This window comes from Streptomyces brasiliensis, assembly GCF_014647875.1.
Classification (GTDB): domain Bacteria; phylum Actinomycetota; class Actinomycetes; order Streptomycetales; family Streptomycetaceae; genus Streptomyces; species Streptomyces brasiliensis.
The window spans coordinates 22,223-37,868 of the sequence record NZ_BMQA01000058.1; the positions used below are offsets into that span (position 1 = coordinate 22,223).

At 70.3% G+C, this 15,646-nt stretch carries 12 protein-coding genes and 2 pseudogenes; 7 read left to right on the forward strand and 7 right to left on the reverse strand.

Translation table 11 applies throughout. From position 1 onward, the window contains the following. Positions 1 to 61 precede the first annotated feature (61 nt). Both IEZ19_RS40590 and abc-f read right to left on the reverse strand, forming a co-directional pair. Positions 62 to 1,726: an ABC-F family ATP-binding cassette domain-containing protein gene (locus IEZ19_RS40590; RefSeq protein WP_189316413.1), complete on the reverse strand. Its 1,665-nt coding sequence runs from the start codon at positions 1,724 to 1,726 to the stop codon at positions 62 to 64. A gap of 79 nt (positions 1,727 to 1,805) precedes the next feature. Beyond that, complete coding sequence (abc-f, locus tag IEZ19_RS40595) at positions 1,806 to 3,440, reverse strand: ribosomal protection-like ABC-F family protein (protein ID WP_189316414.1); 1,635 nt, start codon at positions 3,438 to 3,440, stop codon at positions 1,806 to 1,808. A 475-nt stretch (positions 3,441 to 3,915) separates the two neighbouring features. Between abc-f and IEZ19_RS40600 the strand changes: the two genes are divergently transcribed. The 5 genes from IEZ19_RS40600 to IEZ19_RS40620 all read left to right on the forward strand — a co-directional run bounded on the left by IEZ19_RS40600 (position 3,916) and on the right by IEZ19_RS40620 (position 10,200). Continuing rightward, entirely contained in the window at positions 3,916 to 4,641 is a 726-nt protein-coding gene (locus IEZ19_RS40600; protein ID WP_229841381.1) for a molybdopterin-dependent oxidoreductase, read from the forward strand. Next, the gene (locus tag IEZ19_RS40605; protein ID WP_229841385.1) at positions 4,628 to 5,281 is read left to right on the forward strand and encodes a cytochrome b/b6 domain-containing protein; all 654 of its coding nucleotides are present in this window, start codon (positions 4,628 to 4,630) and stop codon (positions 5,279 to 5,281) included. The genes IEZ19_RS40600 and IEZ19_RS40605 overlap by 14 nt, the downstream gene beginning before the upstream one ends. A 40-nt stretch (positions 5,282 to 5,321) precedes the next feature. Then, positions 5,322 to 7,604, forward strand: a complete 2,283-nt coding sequence (locus IEZ19_RS40610; protein ID WP_189316415.1) for a SpoIIE family protein phosphatase — start codon at positions 5,322 to 5,324, stop codon at positions 7,602 to 7,604. A 341-nt stretch (positions 7,605 to 7,945) separates the two neighbouring features. Further along, complete coding sequence (locus tag IEZ19_RS40615; RefSeq protein ID WP_189316416.1) at positions 7,946 to 9,565, forward strand: tannase/feruloyl esterase family alpha/beta hydrolase; 1,620 nt, start codon at positions 7,946 to 7,948, stop codon at positions 9,563 to 9,565. Positions 9,566 to 9,609: 44 nt separating this feature from the next. Beyond that, the gene (locus tag IEZ19_RS40620; RefSeq protein WP_189316417.1) at positions 9,610 to 10,200 is read left to right on the forward strand and encodes a DUF308 domain-containing protein; all 591 of its coding nucleotides are present in this window, start codon (positions 9,610 to 9,612) and stop codon (positions 10,198 to 10,200) included. Between the two features lie 77 nt (positions 10,201 to 10,277). On the opposite strand, the gene IEZ19_RS40625 is transcribed toward IEZ19_RS40620, so the two are convergent. The 3 genes from IEZ19_RS40625 to IEZ19_RS40635 form a co-directional block, all read right to left on the reverse strand. After that, positions 10,278 to 11,510, reverse strand: coding sequence for a cytochrome P450 family protein (locus IEZ19_RS40625; RefSeq protein WP_189316418.1), 1,233 nt, complete (start codon positions 11,508 to 11,510; stop codon positions 10,278 to 10,280). Between the two features lie 149 nt (positions 11,511 to 11,659). Continuing rightward, positions 11,660 to 12,517, reverse strand: coding sequence for a Bax inhibitor-1/YccA family protein (locus tag IEZ19_RS40630; protein WP_189316419.1), 858 nt, complete (start codon positions 12,515 to 12,517; stop codon positions 11,660 to 11,662). Between the two features lie 181 nt (positions 12,518 to 12,698). Then, the gene (locus IEZ19_RS40635) at positions 12,699 to 13,175 is read right to left on the reverse strand and encodes an SsgA family sporulation/cell division regulator (protein WP_189316420.1); all 477 of its coding nucleotides are present in this window, start codon (positions 13,173 to 13,175) and stop codon (positions 12,699 to 12,701) included. A gap of 394 nt (positions 13,176 to 13,569) precedes the next feature. On the opposite strand from IEZ19_RS40635, the gene IEZ19_RS40640 reads away from it, so the two are divergent. After that, positions 13,570 to 14,385, forward strand: a complete 816-nt coding sequence (locus tag IEZ19_RS40640) for a L,D-transpeptidase family protein (RefSeq protein ID WP_189316421.1) — start codon at positions 13,570 to 13,572, stop codon at positions 14,383 to 14,385. 24 nt (positions 14,386 to 14,409) lie between these two features. Here the strand turns inward: IEZ19_RS40640 and IEZ19_RS40645 are convergent, their stop codons facing one another. Together IEZ19_RS40645 and IEZ19_RS40650 are read right to left on the reverse strand one after the other, a co-directional pair. Then, positions 14,410 to 14,565, reverse strand: a complete 156-nt coding sequence (locus IEZ19_RS40645) for a hypothetical protein (RefSeq protein WP_189316422.1) — start codon at positions 14,563 to 14,565, stop codon at positions 14,410 to 14,412. 219 nt (positions 14,566 to 14,784) lie between these two features. Further along, a pseudogene (locus IEZ19_RS40650) lies at positions 14,785 to 14,883 on the reverse strand (transposase); the annotation flags it as partial. Positions 14,884 to 14,920: 37 nt separating this feature from the next. Here IEZ19_RS40650 and IEZ19_RS40655 point away from each other — a divergent pair. After that, positions 14,921 to 15,586: pseudogene (locus IEZ19_RS40655) on the forward strand (RNA-guided endonuclease InsQ/TnpB family protein); the annotation flags it as partial. Positions 15,587 to 15,646 lie beyond the last annotated feature (60 nt).

The following is a 15,646-nucleotide window of genomic DNA, read 5'->3' on the forward strand; positions in this document are numbered from 1 at the left end:
GGTTCGCGCAGGTCAGGACGGTGAAGGAAGTGGGCGGGTCAGGACCGTGTACGGGTACGGCTCAGGACCCGGAGTGAGCCGGTGCCGCCTCCTCCCGTCGGCCGCGGCCCGGTTCCAGCCGGAGTTCGCGGCCCTGCCACCGTCGGCGCATCCAGCGGTCGTGGCTCGCCACGACGATCGCGCCGGGACCGGGACCCAGCGCGGCCTCCAGCTCGTCGCACAGGGCGGGCGAGAGGTGGTTGGTGGGTTCGTCGAGCAGGAGCAGCTGCGGCGGGCGGGCCACCAGCAGGGCCAGGGCGAGGCGCCGGCGCTGTCCCACGGACAGCTGTCCGACCGGTTTGCCGAAGTCCGCCTCGTGCATCAGCCCGAGGGAGCCCAGCGGCACCTTCTCGACCCGCGCCGCTCCCAGCGACAGCTCGTAGGTGTCCCGGACCGTGCGGTCGGGCCGTTCGAACACGGTGTCCTGGGTGAGCAGCCCCACCGTCAGCTTCCGCCGCCGGTGCACCTCGCCCTCGGCGGTGAGACGTCCGGCGAGCACGGCGAGCAGCGTCGACTTGCCCGCCCCGTTGCCGCCCGTGACCAGCAGCCGGTCGGTCGGCGACACCTCCAGGCCGTCCAGCGCGAGACGCCCGGGCACCCGCACCTCGTGCAGCGACGCCAGCGGCCGCGGGCCCTCCTCCGCACGCGCGGCGAGTTCCCCGCCCGCGAACCGCAGCGGCCGCGGCGGCTCGGCGACCTGGGTGCGCTCCAGCTCCTCCAGCCGTCGGGTGGCGTTGCGCACCCGGCGGGAGATCTGGTTCTGCACCCGGCCCGCACGGTGGCCGTAGCCCATCTTCTCGTTGTCGGTACGGCCCCGGTCCGGCGCGACCCGGTGCGCGGTCACGCCCGCCGACTCGCGCAGCTCCTCCAGCTCCTCCTGCTCCTCGGCGTACCGCCGCTCCCAGCGCTCCCGCTCGGCGCGCTTCTCGGACAGGTAGGCGCTGTAGTTGCCGCCGTAGCGGACGGGGCCGTCCACCGTCGGGTCGAGGTCGATCAGGTCGGTGCATACGGCGTCCAGGAACGCCCGGTCGTGGCTGGCGATCACCACCGTCCCGGGCAGGCCGCGGACCTGCTCCTCCAGGAAGGCGGCGGCGCTGTCGTCCAGGTGGTTGGTCGGCTCGTCCAGCAGCAGCGCGGACGGGCGCCGGACGAGCAGTGCGGTCAGGGCGAGGCGCCCGCGCTGCCCGCCGGAGAGTGAACCGAGCGTGCGGTCGTGCCCGAAGGCGGCGAGGCCCAGGCCGTCCAGCACCATGGCGGCGCGGCGGTCGGCGTCCCAGGACTCCCGGTCCTGGGCCTGTTCCAGGCGCCTGCCGTAGGCGTCGAGGAGTTCCTGGTGGCCGGGGTCGTCCTCCGGGACGAGGGCCAGTCGTTCGCCGAGCCGGTCCAGTTCCGCCAGGTCCTCGCGGGCCTCGCGCAGTGCCTCGTCCAGCACCGCGGCGATGGTCGAGTCGGCGTCGAACGGCAGCTCCTGGTGGAGGAAGCCGAGGTCGGCGGGGCGCGTGACGCTCCCCGCGTCGGGTTCGTCCACGCCGGCGAGCACCCGCAGCAGGGTGGACTTGCCGACGCCGTTCTCCCCGATCAGGCCGATGCGGTGGCCCGGGGAGGCGGTCAGGGAGACGCCGTCGAGGACGCGACGGCCGCCCAGGTTGCGGACGAGGTCGTGGGCGAGCAGAGCGGGTTGGGGCACAGAGAACCGTCCAACGTGATCGGTGGTCGGCCCGCCGGGCACGGGGCCTCGGACGCGGGCCACGTCACACGTCGACGGTTCACACCGCGGGGACTCCCGTCTCCTTGAGCGCCCCGTCGGCCAGCCGCAGCCAGCGGTTCACGCCGATCTCGGCGAGGAACCGCTCGTCGTGGCTGACCACCATGAAGGCGCCCTGGTAGGAGTTGAGCGCGCTCTCCAGCTGGCCCGCGCTGACCAGGTCGAGGTTGTTGGTCGGCTCGTCGAGCAGCAGCAGATGCGGGGCCGGTTCGGCGCACAGCACGCAGGCCAGGGTGGCGCGCAGCCGCTCGCCGCCGGAGAGCACGCCCACGGGCAGATGGGCTCGGGCGCCGCGGAAGAGGAAGCGGGCGAGCAGGTTCATCCGCTCCGCCTCGGGCCGCTCGGGGGCGAACGCCGCGAAGTTCTCCGCGACGGTGCGGTCCAGGTCCAGCAGGTCGAGGCGCTGCGAGAGGTAGGCGATCCGGCCGTCGTTGCGCTTGATCTCCCCGCTGTCCGGGGCGAGTTCACCGGTGATCAGCCGCATCAGGGTGGTCTTTCCGGCGCCGTTGGGCCCGATCAGCGCGATGCGCTCGGGGCCCCGGACGGTCAGGTCGACGCCGCCGGCGGCGAACACGTCCTTGTCCCCGAGGCGGACCTGCATCCCCTCGCTGAGGAAGAGGTTGCGCCCGGCGGGCACCTGGGTGTCGGGCAGTTCCAGGGTGAGGCGCTGCTCGTCGCGCAGTGCGCGTCCGGCCTCGTCGAGGCGGGCCTTGGCCTCGCTGACCCGCGAGGCGTGCATCGTGCCGGACTTGCCCGCGGCCTCCTGGGCGCCGCGCTTCATGTTGCCGGCGAAGATCTTGGGCAGACCCGCGTTCTTCAGGTTGCGGGCGGCGTTGCTCGCACGGCGTTCGGCGCGTTCGCGGGCCTGCTGCATCTCCCGCTTCTCGCGCTTGAGTTCCTGTTCGGCGTTGCGGACGTTCTTCTCGGCGACCTCCTGCTCGGCGCGCACGGCCTCTTCGTACTCGGTGAAGTTGCCGCCGTACAGGCGCAGTTCGTCGCTGCCGAGCTCGGCGATGCGTTCCATGCGGTCGAGCAGCGCGCGGTCGTGGCTGACCAGCAGCAGGCAGCCGGAGAAGTCGGAGAGCACGTCGTAGAGCTTGTGCCGGGCCTCGAGGTCGAGGTTGTTGGTGGGCTCGTCGAGCAGCAGCACGTCGGGGCGCTTGAGCAGCTGCGCCGCGAGGCCGAGCGAGACGACCTGGCCGCCGCTGAGCGTGCTCAGGCTGCGGTCCAGGGTGAGGTCGGCGAGGCCCAGGCGGTCGAGCTGGGCGCGGGTGCGCTCCTCGATGTCCCAGTCGTCGCCGATGGTGGTGAAGTGCTCCTCGCTCACGTCCCCGGACTCGACGGCGTCCAGGGCGCGGATCACCGCGGCGACGCCGAGCACCTCGGCGACCGTGAGATTGCTGGTCAGGGGGAGGCTCTGCGGGAGGTAGCCGAGCGTGCCGCTGACGGACACCGAGCCGGTGGCGGGCTTCAGTTCGCCGGCGATCAGCTTGAGCAGGGTGCTCTTGCCGGAGCCGTTGGGTGCGACCAGGCCCGTGCGGCCGGGGGGCATGGTGAAGGACAGGTCATGGAAGACCGGCGTGTCGTCGGGCCAGGCGAAGGAGAGGCTCGAGCAGACGATGGAGGCGTCGGACATGGAGATGACCTCGAGGGGGTTGAGGGCAGAAGTCGGACTTCTGCCCTGGGCATGTGTGGGAAAGGGGTACGACGAAGCGGACCACGTCGGCGGCGCTCCTGAGCACCGGCCCGTGGCCGTCAGATCCGGGTCTCACCCGGAGATGTCGTCCTCACCCGCCACGTCTGCGACTCCTCGATAGACGGTCAACGTCCCCCAAAGCGTAGCAGGCTCCCGACCCCTTACCCGGTTCCGGTTGTGGAAGTCACACATGTGTGTGCATCAACACGTGTCGACCAGGAGTACGTCGCGTTGCCCCATTCGTCGTGTTGTTGACAGCCCGAGGACGGCCGTGCCATCATCGTCACCAGTTGAACAGGTGACGGTATCGGACATGCTTCGACAGCGTTCACACGTGTGGGCTCGCCCGGCTGGCGCCGCCCCGTGCGGCCGCACAGCACCGGGATCGTCGCCACCTCGAAGGAGCACACTGACCATGACAGGAAAGCCGAAACGGAAGGCCGCCAAGGGCGCACCGGTGGGGCGGCGGGCGATGCTGGGCATGCTCGGCGCGGGCGCGGCGGGACTCGCCGCGGCGCCCTATCTCCAGCGCGGCTGGGAGGGCTTCCTCGGCGCCGCCTCCCAGGTCGACGCCACCGGCCTGACCGGACTGCTGCCCAATCCGGGCGGCTTCCGTTACGACAGCGTGGTTGGTTCCGTGCCACGCAAGACCGACACCGACTACGTGCTGCAGGTCGGCGGACTGGTGGACCAGCCGAAGACCTACACGCTGCCCGAGCTGCGCGCGATGCCGCAGACCAGGGTCATCCACGACGTCGTGTGCACCGATGGATGGCGGGTGGAGCGGACACCCTGGGAAGGGGTCAAGCTGGCGGACATCCTCGATGACGCCGGAGTGCATTCCCGTGGTGCGGCGATCCGGTTCACCTGCTTCGACGGCGCCTACTCCGAGAGCCTCACCCTCGAACAGGCGCGCCGTTCGGATGTCATGGTGGCGCTCAAGCTGCAGGACGAGCCCATCACCCACGAGCACGGCGGACCGGTCCGGCTCTATGTGGCCCCGATGTACTTCTACAAGTCGGCCAAGTGGCTGTCCGGTATCTCGGTCACCGACAAGGTCGTTCCCGGTTTCTGGGAGGAACGCGGCTGGGAGATCGACTGCTGGCTCGACGGCGAGGATCGGCACAGTGACGCGGCCTGACCGGACCGGCAGCGTCCGCCGGTTCAGCACCGCCGAGCGCCTGGTCCATCGGGCCACCGGAGTGCTGATGCTGCTCTGCCTGGTCACCGCGGCCTGCATGTACCTCGGGCCGCTCGCCCTGTTGGTCGGCCGGCGTGAACTGATGATCAGGGTCCACGAGTGGTCGGGTATCGCGCTGCCGGTCCCCTTTCTGCTGGGGCTCTTCTCCCCGGCCTTCCGCGCAGACCTGCGCCGGATCAACCGCTTCGCGGTGTACGACAGACAGTGGCTGAGGGCCGTCCGCCGGCGTCTGATGTCTCCGGATGCGCGACCGGCCGGCAAGTTCAACGCCGGTCAGAAGATCTACGCGGGCTGGATCGCGGGTGCCGTGCTGGTGATGATGTTCACCGGTCTGCTGATGTGGTTCACGGGGCTGCTGCCCTTCATCTCCCGCACCAGCGCGATCTTCGTCCACGACCTGCTTGCCTGGGCGATCACCTTCGTACTCCTCGGACACATGCGCAAGGCGTTCCAGGATCCGGAGGCGAGGCTCGGGATGCGCACCGGGTATGTCAGCCGGTCCTGGGCGGAGCGGTACCACTCCAGGTGGCTGAGGGAGGAGCGCGTGGGTACCGTGATCAATGAAGCGGACAAGGTGTGACACCGTCTCCCGAGGGGGACAGGTCTGGCCGGAAGGGCTCATGGACGACCGCAGCGCGCCGGACGCCAGGGAATCCCGGCCGGACGGACGGGGGCACGAGTCCGCCGTGGTCTTCAGTGACGAGCTGACGGCGGTGCTGCAGCGTGCGGTGCAGCAGGCCGCCCACCGGCTGCACGCGGTGGCGGCGGCCGTGTACCTGTTGACTCCCGACGGCGGCGAACTGCGCGCTGCCATGATCGGCGGCAGCCCGCCATCCGTTCTCACCCTTCCCGGCCGGATGTCTCTGGAGTCCTCGTACGCCTCCGCACGCGCGCTGGCCACCCATGGCGTGGCGATCCTGGCCGAACCGGATCCACTCGCCGAACCGGAGCAGGGCGCCCTGGCCTATCCCTACACCGTCGCCTCGGTGCCCCTGGAGACGGAAGGGCGCCGCTTCGGTTCTCTGACCGTGCTGCGCAGCGAGAACCGCGGCGGATACGGCGACGCTGACTGCCGATGGCTCACCCGGATCGGCGACCGGCTCGTCGTCCTGCTGTCCGACCTTCACGCTCGCGGCATCACGATCGCGCCGGGGAACCTGCCCGTGCTGGTCCCGGTCTTCGGCACCGAACTGCCGGCCGATGAAGCGGACCAGGTCGTCTGGGGCGTGCCGGGTGTGCTCGGCTCATCCGGGATGACCCTGCTGTACGCCCTTCAGCGGCTGACCGAGATGCTGAACCGGGCAACCACCATGGAGCACGTCGTCGGCGCGGCAGAGTTCTGCGTCAGGGCACCGCTGGGCGCGCGGGCGCTGGTGCTGGCCTCGGCGGCCGAGGGCCGGCTGTGGGTCCTGGGTCACAGCGGGGACTCCTCGCCCCTGGTGCGCGAACTGCACGGCACCGCCCTGCACGCGGGCACGCCCGCATGCAGGGCGCTGCGGGGGCGGGCGCTGTTCGACTCCGGTCGGTCCGGTCCTTCGTCCCGTTCGCGCGACGGCTCCGGGGACGGGGCGCGGGCCGCTGCCCACCTGCCGCTGGTCGGCAGCTGGCACGTCGTGGACCTGCCGATGCCCGAGGCAGCCCCCGTCGTCGGGCTCTGCTGTCTGTCCTTCGACGGGCCGCGAACGTTCCCGCCCGAGGAACGGGCCGTGCTGACCATGATGGCCGGACACCTCGGCTCGGCCGTCCAGCGCATCGAACTGAGCACCGGCCGGCAGGCGCTCGCCGAGGTCATGCAGAAGCGGTTGCTGCCCGCCGCCCTCGCGGAGGCGCCCCGTCTGACCACCACTGCCCGTTACCGGCCGGCCCAGACCACGGGCGAGGCGGGCGGCGACTGGTACGACGTGATCACGATGCCCGACGACCGGGTGGTCCTGGTCCTCGGGGACGTCGAGGGCCACACCCTGGAGAGCGCGGCCGTCATGGGCCAGCTGCGGACGGCCGTCGCCGCGTACGCCACCGAGGGGCACGGACCGGGCGCGCTGCTGGAACGCACCGACCGGCTGCTGTCCCGGCTCGGCACCGAACTCCTCGCCACCTGTTGCGTGGTGGCCGTCGACACCGAGACCGGTGCGGCCGAGGTGGCGCTGGCCGGGCACCCGGCGCCGCTCGCCAGGCTGCCCGACGGCACCGTCCGCCGCCTGTGGGCCCCGCCCAACGTGCCGCTCGGACTGCATGTGCGCGATCCCTACCGCTCCCGGGAGCACACCCTCCCGCCCGGGACGGTGCTCGTGCTCTACTCGGACGGACTGCACGAACCGGACCGCGACGACGTCCGTGCGCGGCTGGACGGCCTCGGTCCGCCGGCCGGCACCGACCTGGAACAACTGGCGGACGGCCTGTTGCAGGACACACCCGCCCGACGTGACGATGCCGCGCTGCTGCTGGCCCGCTACGAGGGAACGGACGGCGGCCGGGCGCCACGTGTCGCCCGTCTGCACGTCCACCGGCGCGACCTGCGCGCGGTCCGGAAGGCCCGCGGCTTCGTGCACGAGTGCCTGTGCGACTGGGATCTGGCGGACCTCGCGGACGACCTCGTGCTCATCACCTCGGAGCTGGTCACCAACGCCCTCATCCACGCTGGCAGCGACGTCGACCTGCGGCTGCGGGCGTTCGGCGACCGCGTCCGCCTGGAGGTGCGGGACTCGGACAGCGACCCGCCCGTGCCCACCGCCTACTCACTTACCGAGGAGGGCAGCGCGCGGGCCGAGCACGGGCGCGGCCTGTTCCTGGTCGACGCCCTCGCGTGCACCTGGAACACCTCACCGAGCGGCCGGGGCAAGACCGTGTGGCTGGAGATGGACATCCCCGGCGTGGGTGGCGCAGCCGACCGTCGTATGACCTAACACGTCTTTCACGGGCTCCGGCCGGAGCACATGGTGCGCGGACCGTCACCTGACTGATGTGTGGTGCGTGGCGCGTGGCCAGAGTGGGACGTGTCCGGGTCGCACGGACGACCCGGACACCTGAATTCGACACACCCCCTTTCGTCACCGCCTTAACCGGTGATAAAGTCTGGCTCAGTCTTCGGGCCCAACCCGAGGCCGGGCCCACATACCCAGGTCACGGAGGGCACGCGCGGACGCCGTCCGCCGTGATCCGTCGGCCCACGCACCGTCCTTTTCATGCGACGTGCACATGTGTCGCCGCCAGCCAGGCGCACACCTACTTCTTGGATGGGAAAGCAATGAAGAAGCGACTTCTGACTGTTCTCGCGGCTGGTGTGCCGCTGGCTGCGGCGGTCTACCTGCCGACCGCCTCGGCGGAGCCGCAGACCACCTCGACCGCCACGCCGTCGACTTGCGCGACCCCCTCCGTGAAGGCCCCGGCCGGCACCAAGGTGGAGGCGGTGACGGCGGTCCGCCAGCCGGGCGGCACCATTCACGGCACCGGGGTCCAGCAGGGCACGGCCGACAACGTCCCGGCCTTCTGCGACGTGACGGTCACCCTCACCCACCCGGGTGTCGGCGACCACGCCAAGGTGCAGACCTGGCTGCCCGAGACGGGCTGGAACGGCCGCTTCCAGGCGCTCGGCGGCTCGGCCTTCCTCGCGGGTGACAACGGAGTCGGCATGGCCAACGCCGTCAAGGCCGGTTACGCCGCGACCACCACCGACGCCGGCGTCGGTGACGCCCTGGACGTCAGCTGGGTGCTGAACAGCAAGGGCCAGGTCAACAACGCGCTGCTGAAGAACTTCGCCTCCCGCTCCCAGCACGAGGCCGCGGTCGTCGGCAAGGATGTCGTCGACGGGATCTACGGCAAGCGTGCCGCCTACTCCTACTTCACCGGCTGCTCCACCGGCGGACGCCAGGGCTACATGGAGGCCCAGCAGTACCCCGACGACTTCGACGGCATCCTCGCGGAAGCTCCCGGCATCAACTGGGACGAGTTCGAGCCCGCCACCCTGTGGCCGCAGGTCGTCATGAACAACGAGAAGACCTACCCGACCGGCTGTGAGCTGGACGCCTTCACCAACGCCGCGGTCAAGGCCTGCGACAAGCTCGACGGTGCCACGGACGGCCTGGTCAACGACCCGTCCCGCTGCGACTTCGACCCGCGCACGCTGATCGGCACCAAGGTCGTGTGCAACGGCCAGGAGCTGACCATCACGGCGGCCGACGCGACCGTGGTCCGCAAGATCTGGGACGGCCCGCGCACCACGTCGGGCAAGAAGCTGTGGGCCGGCGTCCCGATCGGTGCCGACCTCAAGGGCCTGGCGTTCAGCGAGCCGGACCCCAACGGCGACATCAAGGGAAAGCCGTTCCAGGTGCCCCAGTACTGGGTCCAGTACTTCCTGAAGAAGGACCCGTCCTTCGACGTCTCGAAGATCACCTACAGCCAGTTCACCGAGCTCTTCCGGCAGTCCCAGGCCGAGTACGACAAGGTCATCGGCACGGACGACCCGGACCTGTCGGGCTTCCGCAACTCCGGCGGCAAGCTGATCACCTGGCACGGCCAGGCCGACCAGTTCATCCCCACCCAGGGCACCGTGCAGTACCGCAAGCAGGTCGAGCAGGAGCTGGGCGGCTCGAAGAAGGTCAACGACTTCTACCGGGTGTTCCTCTCCCCGAACACCAGCCACTGCGGTCTCAACGGAATCGACGGCTCGGCCGACGGCCTCGCCGCGCTGACCAACTGGGTCGAGCACGGCAAGGCGCCCAAGACGCTGCCCGCCACCCTGACCAACTCCCAGGGCGAGCAGGTCAACCGTGACCTGTGCGCCTACCCCGAGGTGTCCAGCTACAACGGCGAGGGCGACACGTCCCTCGCCTCCAGCTTCCGCTGCGTCGCCCCCTCCCGGCACTGACCGGGTCGGCGACAACCCCCTGACCTGAGAGAGGCCGAACCAACATGAGCACCCGGACAGCGACCCCGACCGGCCAGGCGGCCACGGGTGAACGTTCCTCCCTGCTGAAGCTGTACCTGATCCGCGGCGTCCTAGCCGTGGTGTGGGCCCTGGTGTTCGCCGGAGCCCACAAGGACGTCGACGCGGTGGCGATCACGCTGCTGGTCGTCTACCCGCTGATCGACGCGGTGTCCTCGCTGATCGACTACCGCGCGACGCCCAACGGTTCCGAGCGCCGGATCATCGCGTTCAACGGAGTGCTCAGCACGCTGGCGGCCATCGCGATCGGTATCGCCGGCGCCGGCGGCGAGGCGCCGGTGCTCCATGTGTTCGGCGCCTGGGCCATCATCTCCGGTGCCGCCCAGGTGGTCGTCGGGGTGCGGCGGCGCGGTCCCGAACTGGGCAAGCAGTGGCCGACCCTGATCTCGGGCGGCCTGTCCTTCCTCGTCGGCATCACCTACAACATCCAGGCCGCGGGCGACAACCCCTCGCTCGACGTGCTGTCGGTGTACGCCACGGGCGGCGGGGTGTGGTTCATCCTCCAGGCCCTGCTGCTGGGCTGGAAGACCCGCCAGCTGCGCACCCGCACCGCCTGACGGCCCTACCTCTTCGGTTCCGTCCCGGCCCGCGCCTCACGGCGCGGGCCGGGACCCTTTTCGTGCGGTGGCCGCCGTCAGCCGACGCGGTAGCGCACCGGAAGGGACAGCACGCCGCGGATGATGCCGGAGCCGATCCACTTCAAGGAGTCCATCGGCGCGGCGAGTTCGAGTTCGGGGACGCGGGAGAGCAGGGTGCGCAGTGCGATGGTCGTCTCGAGGCGGGCGAGCGGGGCGCCCAGGCAGTAGTGGATGCCGTGCCCGAAGGCGAGGTGGCGTGCGCCCGGCCGGGTCACGTCGAGCACGGCGGGGTCGTCGTCCTCGGCCTGCGGGGCATCACGCCCGGCCGCACCGAGGGCGACGACGATCATGCTTCCCCGGGGGATCGCCACCCCGCCCAGCCCGATGTCCTCCGCCGCGTAGCGGCTGGTGGAGCGCTCCACCGAGGTGTCGTAGCGCAGGAACTCCTCCACCGCGCCGGACATCAGCTCGGGCCGCTCACGCAACAGCCCCAGCTGGTCGGGGTGTTGCAGCAGGGACAGCACGGCGTTGCTCAGCAGGTTCACCGTGCTCTCGTGGCCGGCGACGACCAGCATCATGGCCGTACCCACCAACTCCTCCTCGGACAGGCGGCCGTCGTCCTCGTCGCGTACGGCCACCAGGGCGGAGAGCAGGTCGTCCTGGGGACTGCGCCGCTTGTCCGCGACGAGGCCGGCCAGCAGCCCGTGCAGACCGGACAGCGCCGTGCGGTGTTCGGGCGAGGCCACCTGGAGCGCCTGCCCCGACCAGCGGCGGAAGTCCACGTGGTGCTCTTCGGGGATGCCGAGGAGTTCGGCGATGACCGTGGCGGGCAGCGGGGCGTTGAACGCCTCGACGAGGTCGGCCTCACCCGCGGGCGGCAGCGCGTCGATCAGGTCGTGGGCGATCTGCTCGATGCGCGGCGCCAGTTCGGCCGTACGGCGAGGGGTGAACGCGGCCGAGGCCAGTCGGCGCAGACGGGTGTGCTCGGGCGGGTCGGCCTCCATCATCTGCGCACCCAGACCGACCCTGGGCTTGTTCAGGACATAGCCGGCGGTGGCCAGCGCCTCGGCGGCGGGCGTGGCGTCCTTGAGCAGGGCCGGGTGGGTCAGCGCCTCCCGGGCCAGGTCGTAGCCGACGATGACCCAGCCCTTCAGGCCGAGGTGGAACTCGGCCGGGTGGATGGGCCCGGACTTCCGCAGCCGGGCGTACCACGCAGGGGCGTCGGACTTGAAGGCGGCATCGATGACCACCCTGCCGTCCTGGTAAGGGCACTGCTCGCGGGGGTACATGACGCGTCTCTCCCGTTCTGGCGGTCAGGTCGTCGTCAAGAGAACGAGCCGCGTCCCGGGTAAGTTCAGCCGGCGGACCCGCGCACGGACACGCCGGAGGGGCACGCGCGGTGCGCGTGCCCCTCCGGCGCCGGGGAACTCGGGGGAACTCAGTTGTCGCTGTTGAAGATGGTCAGCACGCGCAGCACCTCCAGGTAGATCCAGACCAGCGTCGTGGTGAGACCGAAGGCGGCCAGCCACGCCTCCTCACGCGGGGCGCCGTAGGCGACGGCGTCCTCGACCTGCTTGAAGTCCAGGGCGAGGAAGGCCGCGCCGAGCAGGATGCCGATGACGCCGAAGACGATGCCGAGGCCGCCGCTGTGGAAGCCGAGGCCGTTGCCCGCGCCGAAGGCGGAGAAGAGGGCGTCGGCGACCAGCAGCAGCAGGAAGCCGGTCGCGGCGGCCGCGACGAACCCGGTGAACCTCTGGTCGACCCGGATCCAGCGCATCCGGTACGCGATGAGCACACCCGCGGAGACCGCGAAGGTGCCGAGGACAGCCTGGACGACCACGCCGGGCGAGAGATACGTCGAGACCGTGCTGGAGAGCACGCCGAGGAACACACCTTCGAACGCCGCGTAACCGAGGATCAGCGCCGGGGCCGGCGCCCGCTTGAAGGCCTGGATCATCGACAGCACGAAGGCGACGAGGGCCGCGCCCACAGCGAGGCCGTAGGACATGCCGAGGTTCGCCTCGTCGACCGGCAGCAGCAGCCAGGACAGTACGGCCGTCAGGGCCACGGTGCCGAGCGTCGTCCCGGTGCGGACGAGGACGTCGTCCATCGTGACGGCGTTCCGGCCGGTCGTCCGTTCGGACGTGTCGGCACCGGGCGCGTAGGGGTTGGTCAGGTAGTCGTCCGCCGGCCGTCCTCCGACCGCGGCACCCACCGGCCGGCGCGCGTAGGCATCGGCCTGGCCGGCGTCACGGGTGGCGCCCCAGCGGGAAAAGATCGGGTTGCTGGTCTTCACGTCATTCCTCCTCGTCCGCCGCACATGTGCGGCCTGCGGCAAAGCGTTGTCATCGGGGTTCCCGGACGGCATACGTGTGATGTAGGCCAGGCACGGGACCGACGACAGCAACCCTGTGCGTCACCACTCTGACAGGTGACGCAACGAGAAGCAAGTCATCCGTGGGTGGACCCGGTGGCGGTCATTCGGACGGCGTTCCCGGGCTGTTGAGCAGAGCCATGAGGAAGCCGTCCCAGTTCAGATCGGCCAGCTCCGCCTCGGCCGAGGTGATCCGGTAGGTCGCGTCGAGCCACTCCGCCAGCGGCCCGATGGGGACCTCGAACAGGGCCTCCACCTCCTGGGATTCGAGAAGCAGCCAGGACGAGGAGGGCGACGGCTGCTCTCGGGGCAGTGCCGGCCACATCCGAACGTCGCCGCAGCCGCTCATCGAGGTCAGGCCGCGATGGAGGAGCTCGCGGCCGATGCGCCAGATGAAACTCGGTCCTCGTTCAGCCAGGAACTCGACCGTGATCACCGCGGGCATGTCCGGGTCGAAACGGAATTCCGCGCATATCGGCAGCCGGGTGAACTCGTCGAGCATCTGGTCGAGGTCCAGGAACAGCGGTGGCACAAGCTCGGGCGCCGAACGCGCCTGCAGGGGTGACTGATCGCGGTGCATGACAGGAGTTCCCCTCCGTGGGACGAAGTCTGCGGACACAACTCTTCGCCGGGGGCGGAACTCACACATCGGTCAGTTGACGGTCAGAGGGACGGCCCCCGACGGGGCAGTTGACGGAACGCCCACGCAGGCACGGGGGTCACACCGGCCCAAAGGCGACACCGAGACGTGTCCCACGTGCTGCCGGGGACGTGACGTAAGTCAATTGTCTGCCGGAAGAGGCGAGCGCCCGGTGCGGCACGGCCGTGACCACTGTGCGTGTATCGTCAAGGAAATACGTACTTCAATCGGCGTACGCCACACGTGTTTGGACGGATCGTGGTGTCGCCGGCTGCGTATGCGTGCGGTATCCACCGCACTGCGGCCATCGCCGTGAAGTGGGGGCATCTCAGACATGGCTTCATCCGACAAGCGCGGCCACCTGGGACAGCGGCTGTCGCGTACCGCGGTCGTCCTGGTCGTCGCGCTCTCCGCCGGCTCATGCGGCACGACCGGATCCACCGGTGCCGGATCCGCCGACGGCGCCCGGACGGCCGTCCGCGCCGAGCGGGTGCCGAGGGAACTGCCGTCCGCACCGGGTGCCTCCCCCACCACGTCACCGCCCACCGCGGCCACCCCTGGTCTTGCCGACCTGGCCGGCCTCGGGCCCCGGACGTCGGCCCGCATACCCGCGGACGCCCGGCAGGTCGTCGTGGTCACCGGGCAGAACAAGGACTCCCCCCGCTCCCAGGTGGAGCTTTACCGCAAGACCGCATCCGGCTGGCAGGGCGATGCGAGCTGGCCCGCCCACAACGCGCTCAAGGGCTGGACGGCCGACCATCACCTCGACGACCTCCGCTCGCCCATCGGGGTGTTCACCCTCAGCGACGCCGGCGGTCTGCTGCCCGACCCCGGCTCGAAGCTTCCGTACACCCGGTCCGGCGGGTTCTCCGTCACCGGCACCGGCTTCCAGGGCGAATCGCTCGCCGGATCCTTCGACTACGTCATCGCCATCGACTACAACCGTGCCAAGGGCACGTCCCCGCTCGACTGGACCCGGCCGCTCGGCGCGGACAAGGGCGGGGGCGTCTGGCTGCACGTCGACCACGGGGGTCCCACCCACGCCTGCGTCAGCCTGCCCGAGGAGCACATGAAGGAACTGCTGCGCACGCTCGACCCCGCACTGCATCCGGTGGTCGTGATGGGGGACGCCGCCTCGCTGGCGAAGTGACCGAGGAGGCGGCGAACTCGCTCTTCACGACAGAGTGTTGACCGCCGCGAGCAGGGTGCGGCGGTCCGGGCCGCCGTCGTCCCGGGGCGCGGCCGCCGCGAGGTCCGCGAACCGGGTGCCGAGGCCCTGCTTCTCCATGGCCTCGGAGGGGGCGGGCCAGGAGGCCGGCCACAACAGCATCGCCGCCGCCCTCCGGCGCACCGGCCACGATCATCAGTGGCCCCGCACCGCTCGGACTGACCTGACGAATCCGGACACAAGATCACTTCTCAAAGACCCTGCATCAGACCCGGGGCAGACCAACTCCACGGACCAAGGGGCACCTCATTACCGGGTTCCAGAAAGCCCCGGCGTTCACGCCGGGGATGAATGCATCCCAAGACTGCTCTGACGTGCACCTTAGAGCGGACGTTTCTGCTGTTCGATGTACTGGCGGACGATCGCCAACGGCGCACCGCCGCACGACGCGGAGAAGTAGGAGGGCGACCACAGGTGTCCGTCCATCCATGAGACCAAGCGTCGTAGGGTCCTGCTCATGCAGCTCCGCTACAACTACCGGGCCTACCCGGACGCCTCCCAGCGCCGTGCGCTGGCGAAGGCGTTCGGGTGCGCCCGCGTGGTGTGGAACGACTGCCTGCGCGACCGCAAGGAAGCACACGCGGCCGGGCTGCCGTACGTGAAGTCGGCCGAGCTGTCCCGGCTGCGCATCACCCAGGCCAAGCGCACCGCCGAGCGCGCCTGGCTCGCCGACGTGTCGGCGGTCGTCCTGCAACAGTCGCTGCGGGACCTGGATACCGCCTACAAGAACTTCTTCGATTCGATCAAGGGCGAGCGCCAGGGCCGCAAGGCCGGTCCGCCCCGCTACAAGTCGAAGAAGGACACCCGGCAGTCGATCCGCCTCACCACCAACGCCTTCTGCCTCCAGGACAACGGCACGGTGTACGTGGCCAAGGTCGGCAACCTCCAGGTCACATGGTCGCGCCGGCTTCCGGCAGCCCCGACGTCCGTGACCGTCACCAAGGACAGCTGTGGCCGGTACTTCCTCAGCTTCGTCGTGGACACCGAACCGGATGTCCTACCCGAGGCGGAGACTGAAGCGGGTATCGACCTCGGGCTTTGCGCCTTCGCCGTCCTGTCCGACGGCCGGAAAATCGACAGCCCGCGCTTCCTGCGCAGGGCTGAGAAGAAACTCAAGCGCCTGGGACCCGCAGAGAAACAAGCCGTTGCTTACGGGAGTTGGGCTCGTTGATGTGGTATGGGC

Excerpts from the sequence above, each read along its gene's own strand:
- IEZ19_RS40600 (WP_229841381.1), top strand. The coding sequence starts at position 3,916 with ATGACAGGAAAGCCGAAACGGAAGGCCGCCAAGGGCGCACCGGTGGGG.
- IEZ19_RS40645 (WP_189316422.1), bottom strand. The coding sequence starts at position 14,565 with ATGCTGTTGTGGCCGGCCTCCTGGCCCGCCCCCTCCGAGGCCATGGAG.
- IEZ19_RS40625 (WP_189316418.1), bottom strand. The coding sequence starts at position 11,510 with ATGTACCCCCGCGAGCAGTGCCCTTACCAGGACGGCAGGGTGGTCATC.
- IEZ19_RS40620 (WP_189316417.1), top strand. The coding sequence starts at position 9,610 with ATGAGCACCCGGACAGCGACCCCGACCGGCCAGGCGGCCACGGGTGAA.
- IEZ19_RS40640 (WP_189316421.1), top strand. The coding sequence starts at position 13,570 with ATGGCTTCATCCGACAAGCGCGGCCACCTGGGACAGCGGCTGTCGCGT.
- IEZ19_RS40610 (WP_189316415.1), top strand. The coding sequence starts at position 5,322 with ATGGACGACCGCAGCGCGCCGGACGCCAGGGAATCCCGGCCGGACGGA.
- IEZ19_RS40635 (WP_189316420.1), bottom strand. The coding sequence starts at position 13,175 with ATGCACCGCGATCAGTCACCCCTGCAGGCGCGTTCGGCGCCCGAGCTT.
- IEZ19_RS40615 (WP_189316416.1), top strand. The coding sequence starts at position 7,946 with ATGAAGAAGCGACTTCTGACTGTTCTCGCGGCTGGTGTGCCGCTGGCT.
- abc-f (WP_189316414.1), bottom strand. The coding sequence starts at position 3,440 with ATGTCCGACGCCTCCATCGTCTGCTCGAGCCTCTCCTTCGCCTGGCCC.